The following is a 14,216-nucleotide window of genomic DNA, read 5'->3' as shown; positions in this document are numbered from 1 at the left end:
ATATCTCTATTCCTGGAGGCGGTCGTACACCCAAATTAACTGGCAGCCTTCCCCTTGTTCCTGAATAATCTGAAGTTCGTTGGATGTGAGAGTGAATCGGTCTGCAGCTTCTTTACCACTTTCGACATTTAAAATCAAAAATTCTCCAGAAACCACATACGTACCATCGTCTTCAAAGAAACTATCTTCAAATTCATATCGTGTGGTGTAAGTTCCATCACCAAGAAAAGTGACTTGAAACCCATCGCAACCAGTATCAAAACTATCCGAAAATTCGCCACATTCTTCCGTGTATCCACTATTGCAAATCCACGTTCCTAAAAGTTCTGGAGAATCTTCGCTGCAACTAAACAGCAATAAAATACAAGCGGAACAAATCCATGTGAACTGGTTTGAGAAATTGTGCATTTGAAAAATTGGGTTAAACCGTGAGGCACATGGCCTACCTTGACTATGCACATATCAAGAAACAACGTATGATTCTAATTCACTTACTTTGCGTAACTAATTGATCTCATTTCTCTGATCACTGTGACTTTAATCTGCCCTGGATACTGCATATCATTTTCAATTTTAGAAGAAATTTCAAATGATAAATCACCGGCGGACTTATCAGTAACTTTATCCGCATCTACCAATACACGAAGTTCTCTACCTGCCTGAATGGCATAACATTTATGCACTCCATCAAAACCAAGTGCCAGAGATTCCAGGTCTTTGAGACGTTTGATATAAGATTCCATGATCTCTCTTCTGGCTCCAGGGCGTGAGCCAGATATAGCATCACAAGTCTGAATGATGGGAGAAATCAAGGTAGTCATCTCAATTTCGTCATGGTGAGCCCCTATGGCATTGCACACATCGGGATGCTCTTTGTATTTTTTGGCCAATTCCATACCCACAATAGCATGTGGCTGCTCTGCTTCTTCAGGCCATACTTTCCCAATATCATGAAGGAGTCCAGCTCGTTTAGCTTGCTTGGCATTGAGTCCTAGTTCAGAAGCCAAAGTAGCACACAATTTGGCTACTTCTCTAGAGTGCTGCAACAAGTTCTGACCATAAGAGGATCTGAATCTCATTCGACCAACCATCTTGATTAATTCTGGGTGCAATCCATGAATGCCCAAATCTATAACCGTTCTTTCCCCTATTTCTACAATCTCTTCTTCAATGTTTTTAGTCGTTTTAGAAACGATCTCCTCGATACGTGCCGGGTGAATTCTTCCGTCGGTCACCAATCGATGCAAGGATAATCTTGCAATCTCTCTTCTTACTGGATCGAAACCAGAAATAATAATCGCTTCTGGGGTATCATCCACTATGATCTCTACACCAGTAGCCGCTTCCAGTGCTCTAATGTTTCTACCTTCTCTACCAATAATTTTACCTTTGATGTCATCACTTTCGATATTGAAAATAGAAACACAATTCTCAATAGCATGTTCTGTAGCCGTACGCTGGATGGTTTGAATTACAATTTTTTTAGCTTCCTTGGTGGCGGTAAGTTTTGCTTCTTCAATGATGTCTTTGATATGGGAAGAAGCTTTTGTTCTTGCTTCATCCTTCAGGGTTTCCTTCAACTGATCAATGGCCTCTGTAGCAGATAGGTTCGATATCTTTTCAAGGATGGCTGTTTGCTCTTGTTTAGTCTTTTCCAACTCCTCTTTTCTGCGCTTTACAATTTCCATTTGCGCATCTAGATTTTCTTTCTGGCTTTCTAGTTCTGCTTCCGTTCTTTTGTTTTGCTCTATTTGTTTAGAGACATGACTTTCCCGCTGTTTGACTTTATTTTCGTTGGCAATTATCTGATTTTTCTTACGATTTGATTCTTCCTCAAACTCAGACTTCTTCCTCAAGAAATGCTCTTTGGCCTCGATAGCCTTTTCTTTCTTTACATTCTCTGCGTTGATCGTTGCCTCCTTGATGATCATTTCGGCTTGTCCTTTTGACGCAGATAGTCGCTTGCCTTCAGCTCTTTTTGCCAGAAATTTACTGATGCCAAAACCTACAGCTAGTCCGCCTAAGGTCGAAATTATGATAAGTAGTGTGTTTTCCATGATATATATATTTATCATGGCACGGGAGCAAAAAATGCTTAGCAGAAATGAATATTATAGTTCAGCAGAGACTAATCGGTTTAATTTAGAAATTTGATCCATGGCCACTTCGTCGGTCGTCTGTCGCAATTCCATGGCTCTAAGCTTCTCTACGAAGCTATCTATAGCCACCATCGCCAATAGATCTTGTTTATCATCAATACCAAATTGATCTTGAAAAGACTTCAGCTTTTCATTTATTTTTTTACCCGCTTCACGAATGGTCGCTTCCTCACTGGCTGCTACCTTCATGGGGTATTCTCTGTTGCCTATTTTTATTTTTATTGATAACTCTGTCATTGAGACTATTCTATTCGCTCAATTGAGCAATACATTTATCAACTTCAATTATATATTCATTCAGCATGTCATTCAAATCTGCAGCACTGTGGCTACTGTTTCCTACCATGCCATTCACAATTTTACTAATTTTATCTTGATTTTGAAAGCTGGATATTTCCTCGCCCTTCTGATTGAGTTGCTCTCGCAATTCACCATTCTCTTTTTTCAGCACCTTAACTTCCTCTTTCATTTTTTGATGATCACTGATCAACAAAACTAATTTTCGTTCTAAGTGGCTGAGTTCTGAGCGTAGAGGATTGTCTGACATTATTACTTTCTAATTATTGCGTTAAGGTCTCTTTCAAAACTGGCGATTAGGCCATTCATTGTTTTGTCTATCGCCTTATCATTGAGGGTTTTATTTTCATCCTGCAAGATGAAACTCAATGCGTAAGACTTCTTCCCTTCACCAATACTCTCCCCTTGATAGACACTGAAGACATTAATTCTTTTGACCAACTTTCTAGACTCTTTCTTTGCCAACTCCATAATTTGCTGGAAGTTCACTTGTTCATCAATCACCAATGACAAGTCTCGTCTCACTTCCGGAAATTTCGGTACTGGTTTGTATAGTATCTTTTTACCATACTTTTTCAGCATTTTGGCCCAATTGAACTCAGCATAGAATACATCTTGTGTTACTTCTGCCACTTTTTGAACCTTCCTGCTCACCTTGCCGAGGGACACCAATAATTGGCCATCCTTCGAGATATCTAGACCATAGTCGAAAACAGGATTGTTGGTCGGTACGGAATCGAATTCAGCAATGCTAAATTTATCTAAAATTTTATGAACTGTAGATGATATGTTGTAAAAATCAATCGACTTTTTATCCACATTCCAGCTTTCGTCAGTTTGCTCACCAGTCAAAAACAAGGCTAGCTGTTCGTGCTCTATATATTGGATTTCTTTTGTCGTGTAAATTCTACCAAATTCAAAGAATTTTAAGTTGGTCTGCTTTCTATTGATGTTGTACTTCAAAGACTCCAGTCCAGAGAAAACCATGGTCTGTCTCATGACACCAAGTTCTTCACTCAGCTTGTTTAGTACTTCTACATTCAGCTTAGCATCCCAAAGCCCTGTTTTGTTTACATAATCAGGATTTGTCAGTGAATTGCTTATGATTTCATTGAATCCTTGAGCGGCCAGAAAATCTGTAGTTTTCGATTGAATCTTATCTTTATCCGGAGTTGGGAAAGCCGCCAGGTAGTCTGCACCGTAGTTCTCTTCCAACTCCACATTATTGTAACCATAAATTCGAAGAATTTCTTCTATCACATCTGCCTCTCGAGTGACATCTACACGATAAGGAGGCACAGTCGCTTTAAACCCTTCTTCTGACTCTTTGGAGACGGTGATATCCAGATCTTCTAAAATTTCTTTGATACGATCATGTGGTACTTGTTTACCAATCAGTCGATCAATGTTCTCATACTTTAACTCAATTTCAAAATCAGCAATAGGCTCAGGATAAATATCAACTAGATCAGAACTAATCTCACCGCCTGCCAATTCCTTAATCAAAATAGCGGCATACTTTAGCGCATGCACCGTCATATTTGGATCAGTACCTCTTTCGAATCTGAAAGATGCATCTGTCTTTATGCCATGTCTAGTCGCAGTATTTCTGGCCCAATCTGCCGAGAAGTACGCAGCTTCTAAGAAAATTGCTGTTGTACTCTCTTTTACTCCCGAGCTGATACCACCAAAGACACCACCGATACACATCCCTTCTTCGGCATTGCACACCATTAAATCTTTGTCGGTGAGTTTCCTTTCTTTCTCATCAAGCGTAGTGAATTTTGTACCATTTGGCAAAGTCTTCACAACCACCTTGTTTCCTTTCACCTCGGCCATATCATAAGCATGAAGTGGCTGGCCTAGCCCATGCAGCACATAGTTGGTGATATCAACTACATTATTAATTGGGGCCAATCCAATACTCTTAAGACGGTTTTTCAACCACTTAGGAGATTCTTTTATTGTCAGGTTGGAAATGGTCAATCCAGAGAATCTTGGACAGGCCTCAAAATTTTCTACTACCACTTCTACTGGAGTGGAATGATTGTCCACTTTAAATGAACTCAAGTCTGGGAAGACAGTGGGTCTTCTAAATGCAGCTTTGAGATCACGAGTGACTCCGTAGTGAGAAGCGCCATCTGCACGGTTAGGTGTCAGGCCTATTTCTATCACTGTATCAGTTTCTGGCTTGAAGTATTCTCTGGCTGGCGTGCCATTCGGCATGTCAGTATTCAACACCATGATGCCATCATGTGATTGACCTAACCCAATTTCATCTTCAGCACAGATCATCCCTAAGGACACCTCTCCTCTGATTTTCGCTTTTTTGATTTTGAATGATTCGCCTCCTTCCGGATACAAAGTAGCACCCACAGTGGCAACTACTACTTTTTGTCCTTTGGCTACATTAGGAGCACCACAGACAATGGGAGATGGTTCGTCCGCACCAATATCAACAGTAGTTAGGCTTAGTTTATCTGCGCCTGGATGTTTCTCGCAAGTCAACACCTCTCCAATCACCAAACCTTCTAGCCCGCCTTCGATTTCTTCGAATTTCTCTAAGCCTTCTACTTCTAATCCTGTATCTGTTAATATTTCTGAGATGACACTTGAGTCTTCTTTCAACTCAATAAAATCCTTCAACCAATTCAGAGAAACCTTCATTAAACTACCTGCTTTTTACTCTTGATAAAATAAGCCGTAAAATTATAAAATTAGATGACTATGCTGTGCACTTGAGCATTTAATATTTGCTTGGCTAGTATCTAGATGTGAGTAATGTGTATTGAGACTTGCCTTTTGGGTGGTAGGTGTTTGGCTTTTGGTATTAGTTTGATTGCATATCGACACAATGGCGGCTCGAAGAATACTAGTATCTAGACTTGAGTAGTGAGATTTGTTATTTGAAAATTGGAGCTTGTGATTTACTATTATGACTTCGGTTTTTTGCCAAAAAGTGTGTTAAATAGTATTATCCCCATGCCACAGGCCATGACCAAGTAAAACCAGCGAGGCGAACCCATTTGATACGAACGATAAAAATGAAGAGAGGCTAAAAAAATTAAGACGAAGCCTCCTAGAATCCCATAACGGTTGAGTTTTTTGATGTTCATGAAAGTTCAATGGTTCGTTCCCATTCTTCGAATCTTTCGATGTCCTCCTGAACACTTTTGTAAATCCAATACACAATGGAAATATCGTCTGTAAGACCTAAAATGGGGATAATATCCGGAATCAAATCCAAAGGGGTGACGAAGTAGATCAAAGTGCCAACGATCATAGCCAACGTCCGCCATGGAAACTCCTGATACTCTCCGGACAGCTGAGCTTTTACCATACGGATCATCACATATACTTTTTCAGAAAATTCCTTCAAGCGATCATTATTCTCCAGCACTTCGGTCAATTTTTCGCGAGTAGAGCCTATTAAACTCTGTACGCGTTTGTTGTCTTTCAAAACTTCTTCCGCCTTCTTTTGATACTTTTTGAAATTTTCTTTCTTACTCATAAACCTCGATTTAAAATACCTGCTGGATTTCATTCTTAACGAAGGATAAAGTCATATCCGTGCCCAATTCTTGTCTTTCTATCACTTTTTCAAAAACTTTTCGGGAGAGGTCAATGCTTTTCGCTTCTTCCTCTAATTCACCAGAAGCCTCGTTGATCAGCATAATGATTTCTTCCATGGCATTTTTCACCAAATTCCAGGACTCTTCTGACATATAAACCTGCTGAGACAGATTGTGTCCAAATTCTTCACGGATTTCGTGCAACAATACTTGCTGAAATTCACCAGCCGTCATTTCTCCTACATTCAATCTAACGATTAGGTTTTTCGGAGCTATGCGCTCCAAAAACAGACATATTCTCTCATACGCTTGCAAACGAACAGGCAATACCGTCTCATTATTTTTAATCTTAATATCAATTAGTCTTTTCTCATATTCTTTATTCAAAAACATACGAGTGGTCAGGAACATGGCGTATAAAACTGCCCCTGCCGGTAGAATGATTTTTCCAAATTCTGTTAGTGCCTCCAATTCTTAAATTTTAGATTGTGTAATCCAAAAATAAGTATTTTTGCCATAGAAAAATGGAAGAGTGAAAAATGAGTCTGGAACCAGTTACTATTACTTCAAAAGCTGTAGAAGAAGTGAAAAATATCATGAACAACAAGGGCATCCCAGAAGACTATGCGCTAAGAATTGGCATTAAAGGAGGCGGATGTGGTGCGATGGGTTATATGCTGGGATTCGATCAACTGAAAGACTCCGATATTTCCTATTCCCATAATGAAGTTCCCATTATAATAGAAAAAAAACATGTCATGTACCTCATGGGACTTGAAGTTGACTTCGTAGAAGACGCTGAAGAAAGAGGTTTTTGTTTTAATAAGGAGGAAAAATAATTGATTTTATTATCACTTCATCCACTGCAGTTTTCCAAGACCTCTAATAAAGCACTTTCCTTCGACTTAGGTGAAATGTTTTTGATGCAATCTTTATTTGGCAATTCTTGATTCAAATATTTAAACACTTTCTTTACCGAATATGAACTTATAATGAGCTCACCTCTTTGTCCAAGAAGATACTCTATTTTTTTATTATATCTGTCCTTTTTGTTACCTACAGACAAAATCTCATTATAGTTGTTGGGCTGAAGAGCCAATTGAGACTGAGCATACAGTTGATATTTCCCATCAAATATTACTCTGTAAAATACGCTATCATTTAAACTTGAATTGTGCAAATACTTACCCAACATATAACTACTGCCGTTCTGCGAAAATGACTTTAATCTTTCGCCTTTTAAAACAAGGGTCTGTCCATTTATTTTTAATTCAAGATTATTAGTCAATAAATTAAATTTGGCATCCACTCCTTCTATAAATTTATCATCGGGGAATTGAACTTTGGTTAAACAAACCGAATCAGTTTCATAAAAATGACCTTCTATTTCTTCTCCTTTCTCGAGATTCATCCGTGCATTTTGCAATTGTATTTCTACAATAGTTCCACTTTGTACGACTTGACCCAGAAGCTTATTGGGTAATAGCATACTTAACACCCCTATTGTTAGAAAATACAATCTAGATAAAGAATTCATAGCAGTTATTATTAGTCTATTTGATTATCCATTTCTCCACTCCTAATCTTCTCTCACCATCCATAAAATGGAGCACGTAAATTCCGGAATTGAGCATCTTATCAAATGTGAAATTTCCTTTTTGATCCAATAGAGTCTGATCCAACATATTACCTGAAAGCGAGTAGACTCTAACCATAATTTGTGTATTGCCGTTGTAGTTTTCTAGAGATACATGACTCAATTCACCAGAGGCCGAAGGGTTCGGATAAACATAGAGGCTTCTTTCCTCACCAATATTTGATGCAATCAATACCTCTTCATATAACACATCTAGAGTCACCAATGAAGATGAATAGGACTTGTCATTTATATAGGATACGATTTGAAATTGATGAGAACCAGATGTATTTAAGGACGTAGCTATATCCAATACGGCGACATCAGGATTCGCAATAATTACATCTAAATCTCCATCAATATACACTTCTAATGAGTCATAATCCGCTCTAGCATTCACTTTCAATTTTGGAGGGATTCCCATGATTCGATCATTGCTGACTATAAATGGAACATTATTTATCTCATCTAAATCCAACGTCCATATACCACGACCATGAGTGGCCGCAATTACCTGATCATCTACTATTTTCAGTTCCCATACTGAAAGTGCGGGAAATCCATTTCCTAATGCATGCCAGTTTTGACCTCCATCGACAGATTCCATAATTCCGATTTCGGTACCCACCCAAATAATATTCGTATTATATGGCATTACCACGAGAGCATACACGGCAACATCCGGAAAACCATTTGAACTGGTAAGATTTTCCTCAAATCCGGAAATATCAACCCATGTTTTTCCTAAATCATTAGTTCGTAAAACTTTAGGGGAATTAGGAAATGAAAATAAAGCAAAGGCTGTTTTAGGTTCAGTAGGATGAGTTTCTATTCCTGAAATTCTGCCTAACAAATCGAAATGCTCATAGTTTTCGACTGCATTGAAAGTATTGCCACTATCTAAAGATACGTGAAGTTTACTCTGTGTGGTCATACCTCCGCCTGCCCAAACAATCATGTGATCGGCCTGAGACACTGTGACGTCCATCACAAACCCAAAATCTTCCCAATCTTCTGAGACAGCTGCTAGCTCCCAATTGTCTCCAAAATCTGAGGATGACCATACTCCTTGACTGGCCACCGTATATATCCGATCAGGATCGTTTTTTGAACTTGAAAGTTTGGACACAAAGGGACTCGAAGGATCGAATAAACCTGAGGTAGCCGACCCCCATGACTTACCTCCATCTGTAGTTTTTCTAAAGCCATTATTCTGTGAAGAAGTGATAATTTTATTGACATCCGAATAATGCCACAAGGCTTCAAAACCATCTCCGAAATTTGCTCTCAGATAATCAGATGCACTTGAAGCATCTTCTGCTCTGGGAGATCGCCAGCTGGCATTGTCCTGCATTCCACATATATATTCATTTTTTCCTGGTGCTTTATCTACTCCATAAAGTTGACTGGTATTGTATCCCTTTCCTACATGAGTCCATTCGCCATTATTCACTCCCGGCAAAGTGGAAGTATTAGAAACAAATACACCTCCATCATTAGCATTAAGGATTTTGAAGGTCTTATTTTCATTATCTACAACAATAGGAAGCAGCTGATGATGATCAGGATGAAGTTCCGTTTGCTCCTTGATTCCTTCTTGTTGTGTATTGGCATTATTTCCGGCATACTGACCTCTTGAATCAGAAATATTGAAGGTTTTTCGATATCTCGACTGCACTTCAGATTTGAATATTTCTATTGAAGAATTTGGTAATTCGTTCGCTACAAAGGAGTATCCTCCTGCCAGGGCAGGCCACATAAAATAGATTTGTTTATATGAGTGACCAGCATCATTAGAGATATTCGCATTTGGAGTTTCACTGTATTCAATTCCGTTTACAAAAAGATATTCACGTGCTATAGTGGCGTCTGCATTATTCCGTTCTTCCAAATTCCAAGCACCATCATTTTCTTGATCTCTGAAAGAAGCCATCAACTGTTTGTTGTTTGTTCTATCCCATACCTGAAACGGCACCTCTACGTAATCTTGATACAAATACCCACTAGTGGGCACACCAGCTCCATCATCGCCATTGGATCCAGAACTTTCCTTTATAGAAAATCTATGTGCCTTTTGTTTAATACCTGGACCAAACAGGATTTCTACATCCACATAAGAATTTTCATCGAGTTGTGTAGCCTCATTGTTAGATCCAATTTCCATTCTCCCGCCAAAAAAAGAAGCTCCAAAATTGACGAATTCTATAAACCCAACATTTGTGGTATCTACACTCCCAATAGCTGGCACAGCAACACTCAGGTCTCCGATTTCCATTTTCCATAAATCAACTCCTCCTACGTATAAAATATCCGGATCAAATGGATGTGCCATAATGGTATTGTCATACCCTCCCTGTCCATCCAAATGGTTATGATTAATTCCTCCATTTTCTTCAATTAGGATTTGCCAACTATCACCGGCATTCAGAGAAACGTAAACATCAGAATCGTTGGAGCCAGTTGGGTTAGCTACCCCGAATCCACCGGAAGTTCCACCTTGAACTGAAATGAAGATCCGGTCCGGATCGGCTGGTGAAATATCCATTTCTATTCTACCAGAAGTTATAATATCTGTGCCGATAACAGTCCACGTTTCACCAGCATCTATACTTTTTACCAGTCCAGTTCCATTTATAGTCGCATATTGAATACTAAAATTATCAGGACGGAAATCCATGTCCTGAATTCTACGGTTTGAAGTGAATTTTTCACTCCAAGATGTGCCTCCATCAATTGACTTAAATATGGTAGCCTTCAAGTCTTCCTGAAATACTTTAGTGCTTGATTGCGAGACTGCTGCTAATAATATATTAGGATCATTTGGATCTACGATTATTTTAAAGACATTGCGGAAATCAGGATCAGATGCTGTAGCAGAAATCTGCGCCCAAGATTGCCCTCCATTGGTAGATTTGAATATTCCGTTTCCATCAATTCCACCCACATTATTAAAAAACTCACCAGTGCCCGCATATATCACAGATTCGTTCGATTTGGAATAGGCTAAAACCGTAGTGGCCATATTTGGAAAAGATTCAGACTTCCAATCCCACGTCTTTCCACCATCAGTAGTTTTCCAAATTCCGCCCCCAGCAGATCCTGCCAACCAGGTCTCTCCATTAGGGTCTGAATCAAAATTCAGTAATGACCTGGTCCGTCCTGGCACATTCCCAGGACCTCGTTCGATCCATTGGCTTGTAGATACTCTTTGGGTATTTGCCTCGCTTATTCTCCTCGTTTTTTTTAGTTCATCAATTTTGTAATTGATTCCATAAGATCTATTCTCCAAAAAAACATCACGTGTCCGAATAAGATGATGATATTGCTCTAACTGCTCAGGTTGATCCTGAAATGGAATTTCTTCATCAATAAAGTTTATGGCAAGTTTTTTTTCGCTTTCACGGCAATTGAAGAGGGTAATTATTAATATCAATTGAACAAGAAAGATGAGTTTGTTTTTACTTTTCATTTTGAGGTGAGTTGTTCACATTAATGATTTGATCACTATAATTTCGTCCAGAGGTGTTATCGGCATACCCTCGGTATTTTCGAATTTGAATATGCTGTTCATCAAACCAAGAAACTTCTGAGTTGTGCAAAGTGTCGGCAATTTGGATTTTACCGTCTTTCATAAGTTGAAAGAAAAATATTTTATTCACTGAATCTATGGTAGATATACATAGCTGATGTGAATGATTACTATTCTCTTCACATATCATATTTGTATTACTCGGATAATTGGTCTCAATTTTTCTTGTACTCACACATCCAAGGGTCAAGCACAAAATGATAGGGATATATTTCATACATGTAAAAAATGCCTTGAAAGGAAGCCTTCCAAGGCATTTTAACTTTTAATTATACGTATGTCATTCGAAAGCTAATGTCACATCTGTATAGCTCGCAGATCCTATGTCATTAAGAGATCTGAAGGATATGGTAATGATGTTGTCATGATCAAAATCAAAGCCATCATCATCTTGTGCAGGAACCGTATAGTCTAGACTAAACTGATTTGATCCTGTTCCATAAGTAAAAACAGAATCAGCCAGTCCTTCTACTATTTGGTTTCCTTCCTGAGCAAAGTGCCTGCCATAGTAATTTCTTACTATAGTATAAGTACTCTCGTTTGCTCCTTCACCAGTATTAAATGTAGCAGTGATACTTACCACGTCACCTGCATTGACAATCACATCTTCCCAAACTGAGATACTGTCTCTGCCAACTTCTACACCGTTGACTACCATGTCTGTAACTCGTGGTGTAGTCGCCAACCAGGCGTTATGTTCCTTTAAAACGACATTGTCATCTACGCCAGTTACACATGCACTTAGAATAACAACTAGTGAGAGCAATCCTAATAAGGATTTTGTTCTATTTATATATATATGATTTTTCATAATTTCAATATTTACAATTTCAAATTATTGCTTTTCCCAAGGCTTTACAGTCGAAAATCCAATCGCCGGAAAGGTAATATTCATATTCAATGAGACACCCGGGTCTGCAGTAACTGTCCCAATCATAGCCAAACCAAAAATTGTTTGAGCAGTAGTTCTTGGTTCAATGACAACATCTGAATTCCCTAGATCATAAAAATTAGCAGGCTGATCAGCATTAGGATGGGCATATACATCTGTAGCTGAATAATAGCCATCACCATTATCTGTCACAGTCATAGTTTGACCAAATGAAGCTCCTCCAAATGAAGTACTTGTGGACGAATAATTTCCGGCCAAGGTAGGACCAGGTCCAGCAGCATGTCTTACTGCTACAAAACGCGTAGCAGTAGCAGCTGAAGTTTGTCCAAGTGCATTAGTTGTTTCCACCGAATAAGTGACCGAATAAACTCCAACATTGCTAGGGTCCACATCACTGGTCACCACCATATCATCAGAGATATCCTCAGCTCCTAATGTGGCCATAGCACCAGCATCCTCATAGGCCCCTCCCACTGTCACAAATGCAGGATTGTCTCCTTGAACCAATACGCTAGGGAATTTAATTTCAGGTATTTCTGTAGATTGAACTTTTAATGTGCTCTCTTGTGCTTCGAAATATTCGCAAGAGGAGAGAACGATTAAACAAGCCGTTAAGGCTAATAATATATTTTTCATAACATATGTGTTTTTTAGTTATATCAAATTATTGGATCCACCAAACGCCATCTCCAATGTTTCCATTTGGTGTAGCATTAGGATTAGTAGAAATTTCTGAAACAGGGTAAAGAGCTCTCAATGGGAATTGACTACCATTCAATGAAGCACCAGTACCAGCACTTGATTGTGAGAAACTTAATAGCGACCCTGCACCAGTAACATTATTGAAATAGTTGTTTCTTCTAGACTCAGCCCATGACTCAACATTGTTAATTCCACATAGACCAATCCACTTTTGAATAGCAATCATTTCAAGTCTTTCTGCTTGTGATCCTCCAGTCGGATATTCATAATTTCCTCCAACGCCTGTAAAAGCTGGTGCAGATGCTGGCATACCAGCAAAAGTAAATGCCTCTTGAACCGCCTCTGCATAAGTTGTTGCCGCACTTCCGCTTAACCAACCTCTTTCTTGAGCTTCTGCTTGAAGAAATAAACTCTCGAATCCATTGATGAAATACACAGAACTCGTTGGAGCTACTATATTAGTTGAGCTAGGGACTGAAGTATCGGAAATTGGTGTACCTCCCGTCTGAGTCACTCCATCTCCCTGATTGATCCCTACATGTGTACCAATAGAAGGACCTGTCGTCGGTGCATCAAAATAAAAATCAATTCGAGGGTCTCCTTGAGCATTAAAGAAATTAATCATTGTGTTGCTGGCATTGATATTCAAACCAGCCAAGCCTAATGTCGAAACATCACCTCGATAGAGTGGATTTTCATTGTTTGATCCTCCAGGAAATGGAACCATTATATCCTCACCTGCTTCTAAAAACAAAGCACCATCCGTCTCCAATTGTTGAATTCCAGCCTGAGCTACGCTTGGTCTTGCTAAGGCTTGTCTCATATAAATTCTAAGCTTGAGCGTATTAGCAAATTTGATCCACAAGTTCATATCTCCTCCTGCCAGAAAATCTTCTGATCCAGGATTTATTGCTGAAGGGCTAAGGTCGATTAGGCCCAAAGCTTCATCAATCATAATAATCAGTCCATCATAAACGTCCTGACCGTTATCATATGAAGGATTCAAATTACCTTCCTTTCCTTGCAATGCTTCAGAGAATGGAACATCATCCCAAACGTCTACAAGCATTTGATACGTGTAAGCACTAAGGATAATTGCTACGGCTTCATAATTTGGAGTTCCGTCTTTGTTGGCCTGATCTCTTACAAACTTCAAATCTTCTAATGCCCAGGCATATCCATGCAGCCAAGCGGTAGAAGTTTGATTACCGTTATAAGTATAGTTATCATAAACCTGATACTGTGAAGCTTGAAATGCTTGTGTCCAGTATTGATTTAGAAAACCTGTCATAATTCCCAAATCCAAATTCATCATTACAGCGATGGAAGCCTCAGCTACCGGCAATGTGAAGGCCGTAGTAGAGCTTTC

Annotated in this window: 14 protein-coding genes; 1 reads left to right on the top strand and 13 read right to left on the bottom strand. The window is 39.0% G+C overall.

The features are described 5' to 3' along the window. Positions 1-6 precede the first annotated feature (6 nt). The 7 genes from ACOQO5_RS00130 to ACOQO5_RS00100 form a co-directional block, all read right to left on the bottom strand. Entirely contained in the window at positions 7-408 is a 402-nt protein-coding gene (locus ACOQO5_RS00130; protein ID WP_420579640.1) for a lipocalin family protein, read from the bottom strand. A gap of 83 nt (positions 409-491) precedes the next feature. After that, positions 492-2,057, bottom strand: a complete 1,566-nt coding sequence (rny, locus tag ACOQO5_RS00125) for a ribonuclease Y (protein ID WP_420579639.1) — start codon at positions 2,055-2,057, stop codon at positions 492-494. A 54-nt stretch (positions 2,058-2,111) separates the two neighbouring features. Beyond that, complete coding sequence (locus tag ACOQO5_RS00120; RefSeq protein WP_084373781.1) at positions 2,112-2,396, bottom strand: cell division protein ZapA; 285 nt, start codon at positions 2,394-2,396, stop codon at positions 2,112-2,114. Between the two features lie 10 nt (positions 2,397-2,406). Beyond that, positions 2,407-2,628 carry a hypothetical protein gene (locus ACOQO5_RS00115; RefSeq protein WP_420579638.1) on the bottom strand — a complete coding sequence of 74 codons (222 nt, stop codon included), beginning with the start codon at positions 2,626-2,628 and terminating at the stop codon, positions 2,407-2,409. A gap of 80 nt (positions 2,629-2,708) precedes the next feature. Then, entirely contained in the window at positions 2,709-5,123 is a 2,415-nt protein-coding gene (gene pheT, locus ACOQO5_RS00110; RefSeq protein WP_420579637.1) for a phenylalanine--tRNA ligase subunit beta, read from the bottom strand. Positions 5,124-5,568: 445 nt separating this feature from the next. Next, positions 5,569-5,967 (bottom strand): YkvA family protein, encoded by a 399-nt coding sequence (locus tag ACOQO5_RS00105; RefSeq protein ID WP_420579636.1) that lies wholly within the window; start codon positions 5,965-5,967, stop codon positions 5,569-5,571. Positions 5,968-5,977: 10 nt separating this feature from the next. Further along, entirely contained in the window at positions 5,978-6,499 is a 522-nt protein-coding gene (locus ACOQO5_RS00100; protein WP_420579635.1) for a hypothetical protein, read from the bottom strand. Between the two features lie 68 nt (positions 6,500-6,567). Between ACOQO5_RS00100 and ACOQO5_RS00095 the strand changes: the two genes are divergently transcribed. Continuing rightward, positions 6,568-6,867, top strand: a complete 300-nt coding sequence (locus tag ACOQO5_RS00095) for a HesB/IscA family protein (RefSeq protein ID WP_420579634.1) — start codon at positions 6,568-6,570, stop codon at positions 6,865-6,867. 17 nt (positions 6,868-6,884) lie between these two features. Here the strand turns inward: ACOQO5_RS00095 and ACOQO5_RS00090 are convergent, their stop codons facing one another. The 6 genes from ACOQO5_RS00090 to ACOQO5_RS00065 all read right to left on the bottom strand — a co-directional run. Next, a complete protein-coding gene (locus tag ACOQO5_RS00090; protein WP_420579633.1) occupies positions 6,885-7,565 on the bottom strand; it encodes a hypothetical protein in 681 nt (226 codons plus the stop codon). A 16-nt stretch (positions 7,566-7,581) separates the two neighbouring features. Continuing rightward, positions 7,582-11,133: a T9SS type A sorting domain-containing protein gene (locus ACOQO5_RS00085; protein ID WP_420579632.1), complete on the bottom strand. Its 3,552-nt coding sequence runs from the start codon at positions 11,131-11,133 to the stop codon at positions 7,582-7,584. Then, on the bottom strand, positions 11,123-11,428 hold the full coding sequence (locus ACOQO5_RS00080) for a hypothetical protein (protein WP_420579631.1): 306 nt from the start codon (positions 11,426-11,428) through the stop codon (positions 11,123-11,125). Before ACOQO5_RS00080 ends, ACOQO5_RS00085 begins: the two co-directional genes overlap by 11 nt. Positions 11,429-11,533: 105 nt before the next feature. After that, on the bottom strand, positions 11,534-12,064 hold the full coding sequence (locus ACOQO5_RS00075) for a hypothetical protein (protein ID WP_420579630.1): 531 nt from the start codon (positions 12,062-12,064) through the stop codon (positions 11,534-11,536). 24 nt (positions 12,065-12,088) lie between these two features. Further along, entirely contained in the window at positions 12,089-12,781 is a 693-nt protein-coding gene (locus tag ACOQO5_RS00070; protein WP_420579629.1) for an immunoglobulin-like domain-containing protein, read from the bottom strand. Positions 12,782-12,809: 28 nt separating this feature from the next. Next, a partial coding sequence (locus ACOQO5_RS00065; RefSeq protein ID WP_420579628.1) for a SusD/RagB family nutrient-binding outer membrane lipoprotein occupies positions 12,810-14,216 on the bottom strand: 1,407 nt, incomplete at its 5' end.

This window comes from Reichenbachiella sp. (genome assembly GCF_965223055.1).
Lineage (GTDB): Bacteria > Bacteroidota > Bacteroidia > Cytophagales > Cyclobacteriaceae > Reichenbachiella.
This window is presented reverse-complemented; position numbering and strand designations above follow the sequence as displayed.

Bases quoted from the DNA above. Each gene is read 5' to 3' on its own strand.
- pheT (WP_420579637.1), bottom strand. From the start codon at position 5,123: ATGAAGGTTTCTCTGAATTGGTTGAAGGATTTTATTGAGTTGAAAGAA.
- ACOQO5_RS00130 (WP_420579640.1), bottom strand. From the start codon at position 408: ATGCACAATTTCTCAAACCAGTTCACATGGATTTGTTCCGCTTGTATT.
- ACOQO5_RS00090 (WP_420579633.1), bottom strand. From the start codon at position 7,565: ATGAATTCTTTATCTAGATTGTATTTTCTAACAATAGGGGTGTTAAGT.
- ACOQO5_RS00070 (WP_420579629.1), bottom strand. From the start codon at position 12,781: ATGAAAAATATATTATTAGCCTTAACGGCTTGTTTAATCGTTCTCTCC.
- rny (WP_420579639.1), bottom strand. From the start codon at position 2,057: ATGGAAAACACACTACTTATCATAATTTCGACCTTAGGCGGACTAGCT.
- ACOQO5_RS00115 (WP_420579638.1), bottom strand. From the start codon at position 2,628: ATGAAAGAGGAAGTTAAGGTGCTGAAAAAAGAGAATGGTGAATTGCGA.
- ACOQO5_RS00095 (WP_420579634.1), top strand. From the start codon at position 6,568: ATGAGTCTGGAACCAGTTACTATTACTTCAAAAGCTGTAGAAGAAGTG.
- ACOQO5_RS00075 (WP_420579630.1), bottom strand. From the start codon at position 12,064: ATGAAAAATCATATATATATAAATAGAACAAAATCCTTATTAGGATTG.
- ACOQO5_RS00120 (WP_084373781.1), bottom strand. From the start codon at position 2,396: ATGACAGAGTTATCAATAAAAATAAAAATAGGCAACAGAGAATACCCC.
- ACOQO5_RS00085 (WP_420579632.1), bottom strand. From the start codon at position 11,133: ATGAAAAGTAAAAACAAACTCATCTTTCTTGTTCAATTGATATTAATA.
- ACOQO5_RS00105 (WP_420579636.1), bottom strand. From the start codon at position 5,967: ATGAGTAAGAAAGAAAATTTCAAAAAGTATCAAAAGAAGGCGGAAGAA.